We start from the raw sequence: 16,577 nt of genomic DNA, 5'->3' as shown, positions 1-16,577 counted from the left end.
CTGAGATGCTTCCTCCTGGATGGCGGCTTGCTCGGTTAGGAGAGATCGCGGTTGAAGGTCCGACAAACGGCTATTCGCCAGCAACGGGGCCAGATGCACAAGGAACGCGCTCTCTCAAACTGAGTGCGACTACCGCAGGGTACTTCATACTCTCTGCCGATACCATCAAGCCTCTTTACGAAACGATTCCAGAGGACTCGTGGGCATGGCTAGAGCCTGGCGATCTGCTGGTGCAACGTGCAAACACGGCGGAGCTTGTTGGAACCGCCGCGATCTATGACGGACCACCGAAGGAATATATATATCCAGACTTGATGATGCGATTGCGCTTTGCCGACGAAGCGACGACGCGATGGGTCTGGCGATATATGAATTCGCCGCATGGTCGGAGATTCTTTGACCGAATGGCTACTGGCGCCGCAGGTAGTATGCCAAAAATCAGCGGTGCGAAGCTGAGGGACATGCAGATTCCGCTTCCTCCGCTTCCAGAGCAGCGCCGCATCGCCGACATTCTCGACAAGGCCGACGCCATCCGCCGCAAGCGGAAGGATGCCATCGCACTCACCGAGGAACTGCTGCGCTCGGCGTTCTTGGACATGGTCGGGCCTGGTGCGGCAGACTACGGAACCTGGAATGTGCGTTCGGTCGGGAGTCTCGCGGCCTCTCGCCCGAACTCGATGCGTACTGGCCCCTTCGGAAGTGACTTGCTGCATTCGGAGTTTGCTGACGAGGGTGTTGCCGTTCTCGGAATTGATAACGCTGTTCAGAACAGATTCGCTTGGGGTGAGCGGAGATTCGTCACGCCGGAGAAATACGAGCGTCTGCGTCGGTACACGGTTTTCCCTGGGGATGTGATTGTAACGATCATGGGGACTACGGGGCGCTCGGCAGTCGTGCCCGATGACATTCCAACCGCGATCACAACGAAGCATCTGGCGACAATAACCCTAGATCGATCTCAGGCAGAACCTGAGTTCGTCTCCCAGGCGTTGTTCCGCCATCCAGAAGTTCTGAGTCAGATTGCGGCCTCGAATCGTGGAGCAATCATGCATGGGCTCAATCTCGGCTTGGTCAAGAGCTTGCTCTTGCCAATTCCTCCACTTGAACGGCAGCGCAAGTTTGCAGAAACGACGATGCGCATCCGTGCAATGACGCGTCAGCTTGAGATTGCACGCGAGACTGCCAACGATTTTTTCGCGTCGCTTGTTTATCGAGCCTTTCAGCCAAAGGAGGTGAACTGATGCTGAGCGCTCTTGAAATCGAGAATTTCAAGGGTATCGCCTCGAGCCAGCGCATCGATTTCGCCTCGCTCACGCTCCTCTTCGGCGCGAATAGCGCGGGAAAGAGCACCGTGCTCCAAGCGTTGCTCTACCTGCACGAGGTTCTTGAGCACGGCAACGCGGATGTGGACCGCACTGAACTCGGTGGGAGCGTGCTCGAACTGGGTGGGTTCGCGCGACTCGTTCATCGGCACGAGAGTAATCGGGCTATCGTGCTGAAAGCCGAGTTCGCGACCCCCGGCAACCTGGAGCGGTTCGGCAGGGACCTCACTGGATTCCCATTCCCAGACCTTGACGACGAGGTCGAGTCCGCTTGGCTGGAGTTGACGATCCGCCACAGGACCACCACGACCTACCAGGGGCCGCTCGTCGAGAGCGCGGTCATTGGCGTGGCGGGGGCGCCGGAACCGCTCGTCTGGTTGGAGACGGGAACCTCCCTCCGCGAGGGCGAGCCACTCAACGTCCGGGTGAATCTTGAGCACCCACTTATCGCCGAGCCGGCACGCGACGTCGAGGAAGGCTGGGCGGAGATCGCCGTTCCCCAGGAGGTGCTCCACCGCGCAATGGAGTCCGAGGGAGGTGGGCACGTCGCTGGCTCCGGGCTCAGAGATGGCTCTGGCTTCGGCCACGGGCGCTCGCAGCCCGTCTTCGCCGTCTCACGGTCGCGTCGCTCCGCGCTCCCACCCGTGGACGAGCCCCTAAGGGTCATTGCGGTGGGCGACGACACCGAGGAGAAGGTCGCGGTCGCCGCCCAGGTTCGGATCTTCCTGGAGATGGTCGTGCTCGGGACCATCGCCCAGCTTCTGTCGTCGCTGCGGGACGCGCTCTACATCGGCCCGCTGCGGACAGTTCCTCCGCGTGGGTTTCTCTACGAGCGCGCGGGCCGGCTCACGAGTTGGGCCGACGGGCTCGCCGCCTGGGAGCTGCTGCTCGCAGACCGCGGAACCCTTGTCGAGCGGACAAACACCTGGCTGAAGCGGCTTGGCGCCGGGTGCCAGGTCGTCGTCCAGCAGCTCTTTGAGCATGCCGCCACGGCAGAGGAGCTGTCCGCGGGCCACGTCGACAAGACGGTGCGCCGCTTGCTGCTCGACACCGGCGTGGGCAATCTGGTGCTGCCGTCCGAGGTGGGGGCAGGCATCTCCCAGGTCCTCCCCGTCGTGGTCGCGGCGCTCGAGGGGCGTGGGGGGCTCTCGCTGGTGGAGCAGCCGGAGATCCACGTCCATCCGGCGGTCCAGGTCGGCCTGGGAGACCTGTATAGCGAGGCCGCCACGCGCGAAGGCTCACGGCGCACTGTGCTGGTGGAGACTCACAGCGAGCACCTCATCCTGCGGCTGCTCCGCCGCATCCGCGAGACGACCGAGAAGACCCTCCCCGAGGGGGCGCCGGCCTTCTCGGCGGACATGCTGAGCGTGCTGTACGTGGAGAGTACTCCCGAGGGTGTCCGCATCCGACGGCTCCGGGTCGATGAGCACGGTGAGTTCCTCGACTCGTGGCCCCGGGGATTCTTCGACGAGCGCTTCGCGGAGGTCTACGGGTCGTGATTCACGAGTTCGCACTCGAGCCGGAGCTGGTGGCGTCCTGGCATGACCGCCGGGTCGCCTATCCCTTTCTCTGCCAGATGGGGTTGGGGCAAAGGCGCGTGGCCTGTGCGTTCCCCTTCCCCGCCTGGGCGAAGCTCGTGATGGGCGCGCTGCAGGCGAGCTTCGCCGAGGGTGGGGCGGCGGAGGCACAGCGAGCGCGCAAAAACCTGGAGGTGTTGCTCCGGCACCTCCAGCAGTCCGGCACGAAGCGGAGTGGCAGGCTCGCAGAGGGAGAGTCCTGGCTGGAGGCCGCCACTCGCGAGCACAGCCAGTACCCCTTCGGGGGGATTGTCGTCCGGACATCCACCCGCACGGAGCCGTATCTCGTGGTCGCGGAGCGACTCGGTGAGGAAGACTTTCCTGCCTGGACGCCTCCGGCTCCACCCGTCATGAGGCACCCGCGAGAGCTGGCGAATGCGCTCGCGCCGGTGCTCCGCTGCGCAAGGCAGTTGCGGTTCGTCGACCCCTACTTCGACGTAGAGGTTGCCGCGTTCTTCGAGCCCATGAGGGAGTACCTGCTTGTGGCGCAGAAGCGCCGCGGCGTTGGCGAACTCCTGATTCAGGTCCATTTCGAGATCAAGCCCAAGGACATTGAACAGGCCGCGCGAGTCCAGAGCCGCCGTGTGACGGAGGAGGAGCTGGCGAGGAACAGGCTGGCGGCGTGCGAGCGGCGCCTTCAGCCACTCCTTCAGCCGGGCGTGAGTGCTCGGGTGTTCGCATGGGCCGAAGGCTCAGGGAGAGTCAGGCCGCACAACCGCTATGTGCTGACGGAAGTGGGGGGCGTCGCACTGCTGACCGGGCTTGACCGGAGCGAGCCTGGAGCGCGTCAGACGGACGACCTGATAGTGCTCACCCAGGAGCAATACGCCGCGCATTGGGCGGAGTACCGCGAGGGGGGCACGGCCTACCGCTTGATTGCGGACAGCCGCTTCGCGGGGGCTCCTCCGGTCGTAGCTGATGGCCCTTGATCCTAGGGGGCCGCGTTCTTCAAGACATGAGGGAGAGGGGAGGCAAGCCATGCTGAGGATGCGCTGCTTCCCGGTCCATGGACGCGCTCGGCCGCACAAAAGAAAACCCGTGGCACCTTGCGGCGCCACGAGGCTCTTTACTGCTTGAAAGCGGCGGGGAGCGTCCCCGCCGCCTCCGTCCCGTCTCAGCGCTCAGTCACGGCCGCGCCGCTTGGCCCTCCCCGCCTCCCAGCCCAGGACGGTGTTGTTGCGCTCCCTGCGCTTCTGCTCGCGCCGCGCGACGGCGTCCGTCTGGCGCGCCTGATGGGCCTGCTCGCGCCGCAGCTTCTCGAAGCTGTCCACCCGCGCCTGGGGCAGCGTGCCCGCCGTCACGGCGCCCCGCACCGCGCAGCCCGGCTCGCTCCGGTGCTCGCAGTCCGTGAAGCGGCAGTCTTCCGCCAGCGCGAGGATGTCCGCGAACACCTGGCCCACGCCCTCCTCCTCACCCCACACGCCCAGCTCGCGCATCCCGGGCCCGTCGATGAGCAGCCCGCCGTGGGGCAGCACGAACAGCTCGCGGTGTGTGGTGGTGTGGCGGCCCCGGCTGTCATCGGCGCGGACCGCCTGGGTGGTCAGCCGCGCCTCGCCCAGCAGCCGGTTGACGAGGGTGGACTTGCCCACGCCCGAGGAGCCGAGCAGCGCGCCCGTCCTCCCCGCGGGAAGCAGCGCGAGCAGCGCCTCGACGCCCTCCCCGCTGTGCGCGCTCAGCGTGAGCACGGGCACACCGGGCGCCAGCGCCTCCACCTCGAGGACGTGCCCGGCCAGGTCGGACGCGAGGTCCGCCTTGCTGAGCACCACCACGGGGGAAGCCCCGCTGTTCCAGGCCAGGGAGAGCGCCCGCTCGATGCGGCGGGGGTTGAAGTCCCCATCCAGCCCGGCCATCAGGAACACCACGTCCAGGTTGGCGGCGATGAGCTGGCCTTCCCGCTCGCTGCCCGCCTCGCGGCGCATGAGGACGCCCCGGCGGGGCAGCACCGCGTGGAGCAGCGCCTCGCCCCCGCCGCCGCCAGGCAGCTGCAGCGCTACCCAGTCACCGATGGTGGGCAGCGCCTCGGCGTCGGGCGCATGGTGGAGGAGCCGTCCGGCCGTCCGCGCGAGGAGGACCTGCCCGGACGTCTGGACGGAGAGGAGCCCGCGCGCCTGGCGCACCACGCGGCCGGGTACGAGGGGAAGGGAGGACTGCGACAGGACGGCGGAGAATGCGTGGGCGAGGTCTGGACCCCAGCCGAGAGAATCAATGGACACTGGAAGGAACTCCGAACAGAGCGGTGCCTGAGGCGCACCTGGATTTCAGGGCACCCGGAGGGAGCGGGACCGCGCTGCGTCGGACCTTCTCGAGAGACCGCCTAGGCGGCCCGTGCCCTCGGGGCGAACAGGACTTCCACCGCGTCACGGGCAATGGGCGAGTTCATCGTGCCTCCGAGGACTGGCGGGGCAGCGTCCATCGCCGCCCGGCACCCCCTGCATATCAACCCTCCCGCGCCCCTGCACCTGCCCCGTGCACGCCGCCGGCCTTGCCCCCAAGCGTCCACAATCCCGCACTCTGGAGCCGCGAATCCAGGCGCCTTTCGAGGGGACGGAGCGGTGCCCGGACCGGCCGCAAGGAAATCCGCGATGGGGCTGGCGTGCCCCAGGGGGAGGCCCCATGTTCCGGCCGGGACACGCCCCCCGTCCAGGCAAGACGACCCCTGGCCGCTGTCCCCGCAACCCACCTTCGGAGGGCCATCACTCGTGAGTGCCGCATTCGACGTGCGCGGCGTGACATCCAGCAGGGCCGCTCCCGCCATCCTCCTGGTCGAGGACTCAGAGGCCGACGTGCTCGCGCTCCAGCGCGTGCTCCAGCCGCTCGGCGTCACGCTCGTGTGCGTGACGTCGGGTGAAGCCGCGCTGGACGTGCTCCCCCGCCACGAGTTCGTGGCGGTGCTGCTGGACCTGCGGCTCTCGGGCGCCTGGGATGGCTTCGAGACGGCGCGGCGCATCCGCGAGGAGTCACGACACCACGCCCTGCCCCTGCTGTTCATCACCGGCGGCCCCGCGGACACGCTCCAGGTCGTGCACGCCTATCAGGCGGGCGCGGTGGACTTCCTCCAGAAGCCCCTCTTCCCGGAGCAGCTCAAGGCCAAGGTGACCCTGTTCCTCGAGCTGTGGCACGCGAGGACCCTGGAGCGGGAGGACCTGCGCGCGCGAGAGCTCCAGGCGCTCCAGCGCGCGGAGGAGGAGCGGCGGCGGGTGGATGACCTCAACGCCACGCTGGTGGCCCAGCAGGAGTGGCTCCAGTCCATCCTGCGCCGGCTGCCGGTGCCGCTCGTCCTGGTGGAGGCGGAGACGGCCCGCATCCTCTTCGCCAACGACAAGGCGGACGAGCACTGGGGCGGTGCGTTTCCCAGGACGGCCTCGGAAGCGGAGTACGCCCGCGACTTCACCACGACGGACCTGGAAGGGCGTCCCATCCCCGTCTCCGGGCTTCCCGCGGTGCGGGCCGCCCGGGGAGAGACTGTCACCGGCTTCCAGTTCATCGGGCACACGCCCCTGGGCAAGCGGGTGCTGCTGACGGACGTCGCGCAGGTGCCCCCGCTGGGCGAGCGCGCCGCGAGCGCCGTGGTGACGTTCCAGGACATCACCCACCTCAAGGACATCGAGCGCACGCTGCGCGAGCGCGAGCGCGAGTACCGCAGCCTCGCCGAGTCCATGCCCCAGGTGGTGTGGACGGCCCGGCCGGACGGGACGACCGACTACATCAACCAGGTCTTCGCGGCCTACGTGGGCCGCACCGTGGAGGCGGCGCTCGCGGTGACGTGGACGGACTTCATCCACCCCGACGACCGGCCCCGGGCCTCCGAGCAGTGGGCCCACTGCCTGCGCACGGGCGAGCCGTACGACGTGGAGTACCGCATGCGGCGCGCGGACGGCCAGCACCGCTGGTTCCTCGTGCGGGCCCTCCCCATGCGGGACGAGCAGGGCCGCCTCCTCAAGTGGTTCGGCACCGCGACGGACGTCGACGACACCCGGCGCGCCTCGGAGGCGAGCCGCTTCCTCGCGGAGGCGAGCGCCCTGCTGGGCAACTCCCTGGACACCGACACCACGCTCCGGCAGCTCGCGCGGCTCGCGGTGCCCACGCTCGCGGACTGGTGCGCGGTGGACGTGCTCGACGGGGAAGGCCGCTTCCGGCGCCTCGCCGTCGCGCACTCGGACCCGGAGAAGGAGCAGTACGTCCGGGACTTCGTGAGCCGCCACCCCCTGCGCCCGGAGGGGCGCCGCGGCATCGCCCACGTGCTCCGCACCGGCGAGAGCGACTGGATGGGCCACATCCCCGAGGAAGCCCTCGTGGAGTCGACCTGGGGAGACATGGAGCGCCCGCGCCTCGCCCGGGAGCTGGGCGTGTGCGCGTACATCACCGTGGCGCTCGTCGCACGCGGCCGGGTGCTGGGGGCCCTGTCGCTGGCGCAGGCCGAGTCGGGCCGCCACTTCACGGAGGCGGACGTGCGTCTGGCCGAGGACCTCGCCCGGCGCGCCGCGCTCGCCGTGGAGAACGCCCGGCTGTACCAGGCCTCGCGGGAGGCGGTGCGGCTGCGCGACGAGTTCATCTCCGTGGCCAGCCACGAGCTGCGCACGCCCCTGACGCCCATCACCCTGAAGGTGCAGGCGCTGCAGCGTCAGGCGGAGGCGGCGCCCGATGGGATGCTTCCGGCGGGCAGGGTCATGCCCGTGCTCGACGCGGTGTGCACGCAGACGAAGCGGCTCACCCACCTCGTCGATGGCCTGCTGGACGTCTCGCGCATCAGCGCCGGCCAGCTGGAGGTCCACCTGGAGCCGGTGGACCTCGCCTCGCTGCTGCGGGACGTCGCCACCGCCTTCGAGGCGGAGTGCGCGAAGGCGGGCTGCACGGTGGAGCTGAAGGCCCCACCGGAGGTGATGGGCCACTGGGACCGCGCGCGGCTGGAGCAGGTCTTCGGCAACCTGCTCTCCAACGCCCTGAAGTACGGCGCGGGCAGGCCCATCCACATGGAGGCCACGGCCGCCGGGCCCCAGGCCGTCATCACCGTGCGGGACGAGGGCATCGGCATCTCCCCCGACGCGCTGCCGCGCCTGTTCGGCAAGTTCGAGCGCGCCATCTCCGAGCGCCACTACGGCGGCCTCGGCCTGGGCCTCTACATCGCCCGGCAGCTGGTGGAGGCCCACGGAGGCACCATCCGCGTGGAGAGCCACCCGGGCGAGGGGGCGTGCTTCGAGGTGGTGCTGCCGCTGCGCCCGAATCGCTGACCCGGCCGCCACTTTTTCCCGTCCTCTCAGGAATTCAGGCAACAAGGGGCGTGGGTCCGACTATCCTGCGTCGCCCCACCCCTGCCGGCATTCCTCCACCAATGACGACTCCCCCACCCCCGGCCGCGGCGTCCGCGACCCCGGCCCCCGCGGACCTCGGGATGAAGCGCGCGGTCTCCCGCTGGGAAATCGTGGGCTTCTCCATCAACGACGTCATCGGCAGCGGGGTGTACCTGCTGCCGGCGGCGGCGGCGGCGAACCTGGGCTCGGCGAGCGTGGGCGCCATCGTCCTGGCGGGGCTGGGCGTGCTGATGCTGGTGCTCTGCTTCGCGGAGGCGGCGAGCTACTTCGACCGGCCGGGCAGCGCCTATGTCTACACGCGCGAGGCCTTCGGAGACCTGGTGGGCTTCGAGGTGGGGTGGATGACGTGGCTCGCGCGCGTCTCCTCGGTGGCCTCGCTGTCCGCGGGCTTCGCGCGGGCGCTGGGGTACCTGTGGCCGCAGGCCAACGAGGGGCTGGGACGGACGCTGGCCATCGCCCTGCCGCTGCTGCTGCTCACGGCCATCAACGTCGCGGGCGTGAAGTCCGGCGCGCGCACGGCCGTGTTCCTGGCCATCACCAAGACGGTGCCGCTGCTGGTCTTCATCTGCGTGGGCATCTTCTTCGTGTCGTGGGAGCAGGCGGCCTCCGTCGCCCCCACGTCCGAGGGCAGCCTGGGGGCCGCGGTGCTGCTGCTGCTCTTCGCCTACGCGGGCTTCGAGAACACGGCCGCGCCGGCCGGAGAGTTCAAGAACCCCAAGCGGGACGTGCCCTTCGCGCTCGTCGTGCAGATTGGCGTCGTCACCTTCATCTACACGGCGGTGCAGTGGGTGGCCCTGGGCACCCTTCCGGGCGTGGTGGGGGCGAAGACGCCGCTGGCGGACGCGGCCGCGCGCTTCCTGGGCAGCGGGGGCGGGCTGCTGATGACGGTGGGCGCGGTGCTCTCCATCCTCGGCACCAACAGCAACACGGTGCTGGCGGGGCCGCGCTACCTCTATGCCCTGGCGCGCGACGGCTTCGGGCCCCGCGCGCTGGCGACGCTCCACCCGCGCACCCGCACCCCGGCGGTGGCCATCCTCACCCAGACGGCCATCGCCCTGCCCCTGGCCTTCTCCGGCTCGTTCGAGGTGCTCGCCACGCTGTCGGTGGTGGCGCGGCTGGCGACGTATTTCGGCACGGCGCTGGCCGTCCCCGTGCTGCGGCGCAAGCTCCAGCAGCAGCCGGGCGCCTTCCGGATTCCCGGCGGGCCGGTGATTCCGGTGGCGGCCGCCGCGCTGTGCGTCGTCTTCGCGCTGAGCGCCCAGCCGCGCAACCTCATCGCTGGCGCGGTGGCGCTCGCGGTGGGCGGCGTGCTGTACGCGCTGCGCAGCCCTCCCCGGACGGACACCCCGGAGTAGCGCGCGCGGCCCTCAGCGGCGGCGCGCCTGCCCGTCCTCCCGCTCCACGGTGAGGAGGACGCGGATGGCGGTGATGGCGGACTCCACGTCCACCGGGTCTCCGGTGAGGGCGTCGCGGTAGAGGAAGGACTCGCCAATCCGGATGATGACGTACGCCAGCGCGTCCAGCTCCATCACCGGCCGGATGAGGCCCGCCCGCACGCCGTCCTCCAGCGCCGCGCGGACGCTGGCGGCGCAGCGCTGCTCCACCGTGCTGCTGCGCGACATCAGGATGCGCATCGCGTACTCGGCGTCCTGCTGGACGAAGCGGCGCAGGGGCTCGTGCGTCACCAGCAGCTGGAACAGCCGCGAGGTGACATCCGCGATGAGCTCCGGCCCCTCGGCCCGCGACTCGCTCCGGGCGCGGGTGAGGGCCTCCTCGAACAGCGAGGAGATGACCTCCCCGTAGAGCAGCTCCCGGGTGCCCACCCAGCGGAACACCGTGGCGCGGCTGACGCCCAGCACCCGCGCCATCTTCCCGATGTCGAAGCGCTCGCCCTGCGTCCACCAGTCCAGCGCCAGGGCGAACAAGTCCCTGGGCGTGGCTCGCGACGGGGCCTCCAGCCGCCGGGCCAGCGGCGTCAGCCGGGCGCTCGGCCGCGTGCGCCGCACGGAGGGGGCCGGACGCTTCGCCGGCCTCCGCGCGGCACCGGGCCCCTGGCCGCGCGGCGTCTTCATGGCTGCTGCTCCAGCAGCTTGCGCCGCCGGCGCTTCGCCCCCACCACCATCAGCCGCTGGTACAGCGAGGGCAGCATCCGCTGCATGAGGTCGATGACGACGGCGTCACCGCCGATGAGCAGGCGCCGCCGGTTCTTCAGGATGGCGGAGAGGATGTCGGACGCGGCGCGCTCCGGCGTGGTGGCGAAGGACTTCTCGAAGTCCGCGTTGGAGGCCGCGTCCACCCACCCCTTGCGGTGCGTCAGCCGGGCACTCTTCGCGATGTTCGTCTTGATGCCGCCCGGGTGGACGCAGGTGACGCCGATGGGCAGCGACTCCACCTCCAACTCCTGGCGCAGCGCCTCCGTGAAGCCCTTCACCGCGAACTTCGCGGAGTTGTAGGCCGCCTGCGTGGGCACGCCGATGAGGCCGAAGACGCTGGAGACGTTGACGATGTGCCCCTCCCCCGCCGCCTTGAGGTGCGGGAGGAAGGCCTTGGTGCCGTGCACCACGCCCCAGAAGTTGATGTTCATCAGCCACTCGAAGTCCTCGTACCGAGTGTCCTCGATGGTGGCGCCCAGGGCGACGCCCGCGTTGTTGACGACGACGTGGACGGCGCCCAGCTCCCTCGCCACGTCATCCGCCCAGGAATGCACCGCCTCACGCTGGGCCACGTCCACCCGCGTGGTGCGGACCTGGACGCCGTGCGCGCGGCACTGCTCCGCCGTCTCGAACAGGCCCTGCTCATTCACGTCGGACAGCGCCAGGTTGCAGCCGTTGCGCGCGAAGAGCGCCGCCGTCGCCCGGCCAATCCCCGAGCCCGCCCCGGTGATGGCCGCGACCTTGCCTTTGATGGACTTCATGGACTGCCTCCGCTGCGAAAGGGGAACCTCGGTGATGCTTCAGGCGCCAGTCAGGGCCGGCAGGCTCCGCCGGGGAGCGGGGGCGGGAAGGCGGTGGCGCGCAATGGCGAGGTACTCGCCAGGCTCGAAGCGCACGACGCGGCGGCGGAACGCATACGTGGTGCCCGGCCACAGCGTGGAGACGCGGCCCGTGGCGTCCATGTACCAGCTCTCACAGCCGCCCCGCATCCACACCGTCCCGGCCAGCTTGCTGTCGACGTCCTGGACGAACGCGGCCTGCGCCTCGGCGGTGGGCTCCACGGCGGCCAGGCCCCGGCCCTCCAGGTAGCGGAGCGCGCCGAGCACGTGCTCTATCTGGCTCTCAATCATCAGGATGACGGAGGTGTGGCCCAGCCCCGTGTTGGGCCCCAGGAGGAAGAAGAGGTTGGGGAAGCCGCTCACCGTGGTGCCCAGGTGCGCCTTCATGGTGCCGCCCCACGCCTCCACCAGCGTGCGCCCGCCGCGCCCCCGGATGTGGTGGGCAATGGGCATGTCCGTCACGTGGAAGCCGGTGCCCAGGATGAGCGTGTCCACCGCGTGCTCGACGCCGTCCGCGGTGACGATGGCGTGCGCCCGCACCTCGCGGATGGGCTCGGTGATGACGTCCACGTTGGGCCGGGTGAGCGCCGGCAGGTAGTCATCCGACAGGAGGATGCGCTTGCAGCCCAGCGTGTAGCTCGGCGTGAGCTTCGCGCGCAGCACCGGGTCCGGAACGGACTGCTTCAGGTGCCGGACGGCCTGATGCTGGAGGAGCTTGAGCAGCCACGGGTTGGTGAAGCCGAACGCGGTGAGCTCCCGCAGCCCGTAGATGACCCCGCGCAGCAGCCGCTGCGCGCCCGGCACCCGCTGGAACACCCACCGCGCCGCCCTGCCGATGGCCCGGTCCTTCCTCGGAATCACCCAGGGCGGCGTGCGCTGGAAGAGCAGCAGCCGGCCCACCTTCGGCTGAATCGCCGGGACGAACTGGATGGCGGAGGCCCCGGTGCCGATGACGGCCACCCCGCGGCCGGTGAGGTCATGGCCATGGTCCCACCGCGCCGAGTGCATCACCTTGCCCTGGAACGTCTCCATTCCGGGCAGCCGGGGGATGGCGGGCTCACTCAGCCCTCCGACGGCGGAGACGAGCACGTCCGCCGTGTAGGGCCCCTGTGACGTCTCGAGGTGCCAGCGCTGCTCGCCCTCGTCCCACCGGGCCGAGTGCAGCGCATGGTTGAACCGGATGTGCGGCCGGATGCCGTACCGGTCGGCGCAGCCCAGCAGGTACGTGTGGATTTCGGACTGGGGCGAGTAGGAGCGGGACCAGCCCGGGTTGGGCGCGAAGGAGAACGAGTAGAGGTGGGACTGCACGTCACACGCGCAGCCCGGATAGGAGTTGTCGCGCCAGACGCCGCCCACCTCCGACGCCCGCTCGAAGATGACGAAGTCCTGCTGGCCCTCCTGCTTGAGCCGGATGGCCATGCCCAGGCCGCCGAAGCCGCTCCCCGCGATGGCGACGTGGAAGTGCGGCGCAGGTCGAGGGGACATGGCGGTCTCCGGGTGGAAGGTTCCAGCACACGGGCCGTGGAGCCCCTGCTACAGCGTCCCAGCATGGCGCCAGATGCGTCGAATCCGCAAGATGACGCACCGTTGATTTAGTGACGGAGGACGACTCACGGTGGGGGGACGGCTCCTGCCCGCCCCGGCGCTCCTGGCTCGGACGGGGGTGGCCCCGGCTGCCCGCCTGGTTGGGGTGGCTACCGCGAGGGTCGACTGTTAGTGCAGGCCTTCCCAAAGGAGCCGCCGTGTTTCGCTTCGAGACCGACCGGGCACTCATCGAGTCCTTCAGACCGCGGGACCGCCGGGTCATCGAGATGCCCGAGGGCATCACCTTCCCGCTCTTCGTCCGGGACTACCTCGCGTGGACCGAGACGTCCGGGGCGCGCGTGTACCTCATCTTCTCCGCGCCGGGCAGCCGCAAGCCTATCGGCATCATCTTCCGGCGCGAGCCGCCCGGCGGGGAGCCGGCCACCCGCATGTGCGACTGGTGCCACAACTCCGGCGCCTCCCATGAGGTGGGCCTGCTCACCACGGACGTGGACAACCGGCGCCGCGTGGGCGTCACGCTCTGCGTCGACCTGCGCTGCCGGGAGAAGCTGGAGGACGCGGCGGACCGCGACGGGCGCCACCCGCTCGAAGTCGTCGAGCGGCTCAACGCACGCATGTTCCGCTTCGCCCAGGAGGCGCTGGGCATCGAGCCCAGCCCCCAGCCCGCCGTCTAGGCGGCCTGCCGGGGCAGCACCACGGTGAAGACGGTGCCCTCCGCCTCTGACGAGCGGGCGGAGACCTGGCCGCCGTGCGCCGCGACGATTTCCCGCACGATGAACAGCCCCAGCCCCAGCCCGGAGGGCGCGCCGGTGGCGTCACCGCGCGCGAAGGGCTCGAAGAGGCGGGGCAGCTGCTCGGGGGAGATGGGGCGGCCGCGGTTGCGCACGGACAGCTCCACCCGCTCAGGCTCCGCGCGCAGGTGCACCTGCACGGGGTGCTCCGGGTCGCCGTGGGTGAGCGCGTTGGCCACGAGGTTTCCCACCACCTGCTCCAGCCGGTCCGCGTCCCACAGGCCTTCGGTATCTCCCTCCACGTCGAGGGAGATGGCACGGCGCGGGTAGGCCACCTCCAGCTCCGCCACCGCCGCGCGCATGACGTCCTCGAGCACCCCGGAGCGGGGCTGCAGGGGCATGAGGGTGCCGCTGCGCGCGCGGGCCAGGTCGAGCAGGTCCCGGATGAGGCGCGCCATCCGCTCCGCGCTCGCGGTGATGCGGGTGGCGTTGCGGCGCACGCGCTCGGGTCCCTGCTCCGGCTGCTGCTGGAGGAGGGCGGCGCTGGTGAGCACCGCCTGCAGGGGGCTGCGCAGGTCATGACTGACGATGCTGACGAACTGCTCTCGCAGCGCCACCGAGCGCTCCAGGGCCTCCGCGTTGCGGCGCTGCTCGGTGACGTCGCTGACCAGCACCACGGCGGCCGCCACCTGTCCGTCGGCGCCGAGGATGGGCGCGGAGGACAGCTCCACGATGCCATGCGTGCCGTCACCGCGCTCCAGCTCCACCGTCTCGCCACGCACCGTCTCGCCGTGTTGGACGGAGCGCGCCAGCGGCCACTCCTCCGGGAGCACCGGGCGGCCATCGAGGTGTCGGGCCGGGTACGCCTCCGAGTACCCGGCGACCGTTTCCGCCGTGCTGAAGGGCCTGCGCAGCACCACGTCCAGATGGGGGTTGGCCTTGAGGATGCGCCCCGAGGGAGCCTCCGCCAGCATGACGCCCACGGGCAGGTGCTCCAGCACCGAGGCGAGCTGGCGGCGCTCGGCCTCCAGCGCGGCCTGCAGCGCCTCCGCCCTGGCTCGCGCCTTGCGCTCGGCGGCGAGCAGGCGCGCGCGCTCCACGGCGAGGGCGCCCTGTCCGGCGAGGGACTGGAGGAAGAAGACGTCCTCCGCATCGAAGGCGTCCTCGCGCGCGAAGCTCAGGCCCATGGCCCCCACCACCTGCTCGTCCAGCAGCAGGGGAACGGAGACGAAGGAGCGGCCGACGAGGCTCTCGCCCGCGCCGGACAGGGCGGGGTAGTCGGTGAGGAGGCTCGCGAGGCTCATGTGCAGCACCGGCCGCCGCTCGCGCACCGTCTCGCCGAACATCACCGGCGTGTCGAGCGGAAAGCGGCGCCACCCGGCCAGCGCCTCCTCGGGAAAGCCCTGGGCGGCCTGGAGCTCCAGGTGCTGGCCGTCTTCGCTCACCAGCACCAGTGAGGCGCTGGCCGCGCCGAGCGCGCCAGCGGCCTCGCGCAGCAACACGCGCCCCACTTCCTCCGGCCAGGTGGTGCGCGCGAGCGCGGTGACGGCGGCATGGAGCCGCCGCTCACGCGTCTCGGCCCGCTTGCGCTCGGTGATGTCCAGCACCGTGCCCAGGATGCGCGAGGGCCGGCCGGCGGCATCCGCGTGGACGCGGCCGCGCACCGCGAGCCAGCGCTGCCGTCCCGTCTGCCACCCGTGCACGCAGAGGTCCGCGTCCAGGCTGAAGACGCCATCACGCCGGGCGCGCGCCACGCCCGCCCGCACCCGCGAGAGGTCATCCGCGCACACCGAGGCGAGGAAGGCCTCGTGGGGCACCGGCGCGTCCCCGGGGGCCTCGAAGATTTCGCGGGTGCGCGCGTCCCAGCGGTGCTGGTCCGTCGCGAGGTCCAGCTCCCACGTGCCGAACGAGCCGGCCTCCAGCACCATCCGCAGACGGGCCTCGCTCTCTTCGAGCACACCGGCCAGGCGCTTCGCCTCGGCGCCGCTCTTGAGCTCGGTGATGTCCACCACCAGCCCCACGTAGCCGGCAACGCTCCCGTCCGAGAGGACGTGGGGAAGGTAGGAGGCCTCCACCGTGCGGGCGCCACCATGCTGATAGGGAACCACCCGCTCGAAGCGCACCATCTGGCCGGCGAGCGCCGCCTCCACCTCGGTGCGGATGGCCGTGAAAGCCTTCTGACCGAGCACCTCCGGGATGGTGCGTCCCACGTAGTGCTCGCGCGGATGACCGAACCACGTTTCATAAGCGCGGTTGCAGAAGCGATAGCGATACTGCGTGTCGATATAGGAGAGCAGCACCGGCGCCGCATCCAGCGTGGCCAGCAGCCGATGGAGGAGCGCATCCGCTGGCGGCTCGCTGGGCGCATGGATGCGCTCGAGATCGAGAAGCCGCTGGAGCTGGGGCAGGACCGAGGAGGGCGTCATGGATGGGGGGTGCCCCATCGAACCCAACACGATGCGCCCCAGGCGTCATCCGCTCAGGCGAGGCTTTGTCTCGTGTGAGCTGTTCTCCCGGTGCACGCCTGGATGACGGCCTTCCGGCTCGGCGCACGGCAGGGTCTTGAATGAGACGAACCGGCCCTCACGAAAGCACTCCTCCGCCGAGGACCGGCTCCCTCTTCCCCATCCACCACGCCCGAGCCGTCTGATTGGAGCGAGCCCCACCTGCCTCGCCCGTACACCACGACCGACCTACCCGCCGCCGCCCGTACTGCCCCGTACCGCGCTTGCTGCCCTGCCCTACCCCGCTGCTGCCCGTATTGCTCGTGCTGCCCGTACTGCCCGACCGACCCGCCGCCCGTACTGCCCCGTGCTGCCCCGACCAACCCGCCGCCCGTACTGCCCCGTGCTGCCCCGCCCGACCCGCCGCCCTTGCCGCCCCGTGCTGCCCACCGCCCGTACTTCCTGCCCCGTGCTGCCCGACCAACCCGCCGCCCTTGCTGCCCCGTGCTGCCCACCGCCCGTGCTGCCCGACCAACCCGCCGCCCTTGCTGCCCGCCCGACCCGCCGCCCTTGCTACCCCGATCCGCCGTACTGCCCCGTGCTGCCCCGCCCTACCCGCCGCCCTTGCTGCCCGATCCCGCCGTGCTGCCCCGTGCT

General features: G+C 70.5%; 11 protein-coding genes. 6 read left to right on the top strand and 5 right to left on the bottom strand.

Going from position 1 to position 16,577, the window contains the following annotated elements:
• Window positions 1-5 precede the first annotated feature (5 nt).
• The 3 genes from LXT23_RS39540 to LXT23_RS39530 are packed head-to-tail and all read left to right on the top strand — an operon-like array spanning window position 6 to window position 3,828.
• Complete coding sequence (locus tag LXT23_RS39540) at window positions 6-1,241, top strand: restriction endonuclease subunit S (RefSeq protein ID WP_253985804.1); 1,236 nt, start codon at window positions 6-8, stop codon at window positions 1,239-1,241.
• Window positions 1,241-2,821 (top strand): AAA family ATPase, encoded by a 1,581-nt coding sequence (locus LXT23_RS39535; protein ID WP_253985634.1) that lies wholly within the window; start codon window positions 1,241-1,243, stop codon window positions 2,819-2,821. The genes LXT23_RS39540 and LXT23_RS39535 overlap by 1 nt, the downstream gene beginning before the upstream one ends.
• Complete coding sequence (locus LXT23_RS39530; protein WP_253985633.1) at window positions 2,818-3,828, top strand: hypothetical protein; 1,011 nt, start codon at window positions 2,818-2,820, stop codon at window positions 3,826-3,828. The genes LXT23_RS39535 and LXT23_RS39530 overlap by 4 nt, the downstream gene beginning before the upstream one ends.
• A 192-nt stretch (window positions 3,829-4,020) precedes the next feature.
• On the opposite strand, the gene rsgA is transcribed toward LXT23_RS39530, so the two are convergent.
• On the bottom strand, window positions 4,021-5,112 hold the full coding sequence (gene rsgA, locus LXT23_RS39525) for a ribosome small subunit-dependent GTPase A (protein ID WP_253985632.1): 1,092 nt from the start codon (window positions 5,110-5,112) through the stop codon (window positions 4,021-4,023).
• A 486-nt stretch (window positions 5,113-5,598) separates the two neighbouring features.
• Here rsgA and LXT23_RS39520 point away from each other — a divergent pair, with 486 nt between their 5' ends.
• Both LXT23_RS39520 and LXT23_RS39515 read left to right on the top strand, forming a co-directional pair.
• Window positions 5,599-8,127 (top strand): ATP-binding protein, encoded by a 2,529-nt coding sequence (locus tag LXT23_RS39520; protein ID WP_253985631.1) that lies wholly within the window; start codon window positions 5,599-5,601, stop codon window positions 8,125-8,127.
• Between the two features lie 161 nt (window positions 8,128-8,288).
• On the top strand, window positions 8,289-9,563 hold the full coding sequence (locus LXT23_RS39515) for an APC family permease (RefSeq protein ID WP_253985630.1): 1,275 nt from the start codon (window positions 8,289-8,291) through the stop codon (window positions 9,561-9,563).
• Between the two features lie 12 nt (window positions 9,564-9,575).
• Here the strand turns inward: LXT23_RS39515 and LXT23_RS39510 are convergent, their stop codons facing one another.
• The 3 genes from LXT23_RS39510 to LXT23_RS39500 are packed head-to-tail and all read right to left on the bottom strand — an operon-like array spanning window position 9,576 to window position 12,685.
• Window positions 9,576-10,280 (bottom strand): QsdR family transcriptional regulator, encoded by a 705-nt coding sequence (locus tag LXT23_RS39510; RefSeq protein WP_253985629.1) that lies wholly within the window; start codon window positions 10,278-10,280, stop codon window positions 9,576-9,578.
• On the bottom strand, window positions 10,277-11,122 hold the full coding sequence (locus tag LXT23_RS39505; RefSeq protein WP_253985628.1) for an SDR family NAD(P)-dependent oxidoreductase: 846 nt from the start codon (window positions 11,120-11,122) through the stop codon (window positions 10,277-10,279). The genes LXT23_RS39510 and LXT23_RS39505 overlap by 4 nt, the downstream gene beginning before the upstream one ends.
• Before the next feature lie 39 nt (window positions 11,123-11,161).
• Window positions 11,162-12,685, bottom strand: a complete 1,524-nt coding sequence (locus LXT23_RS39500; protein ID WP_253985627.1) for a flavin-containing monooxygenase — start codon at window positions 12,683-12,685, stop codon at window positions 11,162-11,164.
• Window positions 12,686-12,942: 257 nt separating this feature from the next.
• Here LXT23_RS39500 and LXT23_RS39495 point away from each other — a divergent pair, with 257 nt between their 5' ends.
• A complete protein-coding gene (locus tag LXT23_RS39495; protein ID WP_253985626.1) occupies window positions 12,943-13,419 on the top strand; it encodes an FBP domain-containing protein in 477 nt (158 codons plus the stop codon).
• Here the strand turns inward: LXT23_RS39495 and LXT23_RS39490 are convergent.
• Entirely contained in the window at window positions 13,416-15,902 is a 2,487-nt protein-coding gene (locus tag LXT23_RS39490) for a PAS domain-containing sensor histidine kinase (protein WP_253985625.1), read from the bottom strand. The genes LXT23_RS39495 and LXT23_RS39490 overlap by 4 nt on opposite strands.
• Window positions 15,903-16,577 lie beyond the last annotated feature (675 nt).

The organism is Pyxidicoccus xibeiensis (genome assembly GCF_024198175.1).
GTDB lineage: Bacteria > Myxococcota > Myxococcia > Myxococcales > Myxococcaceae > Myxococcus > Myxococcus xibeiensis.
Note: the sequence above shows the minus strand (reverse complement) of the source record. Positions and strands in the feature narration are given on the sequence as shown.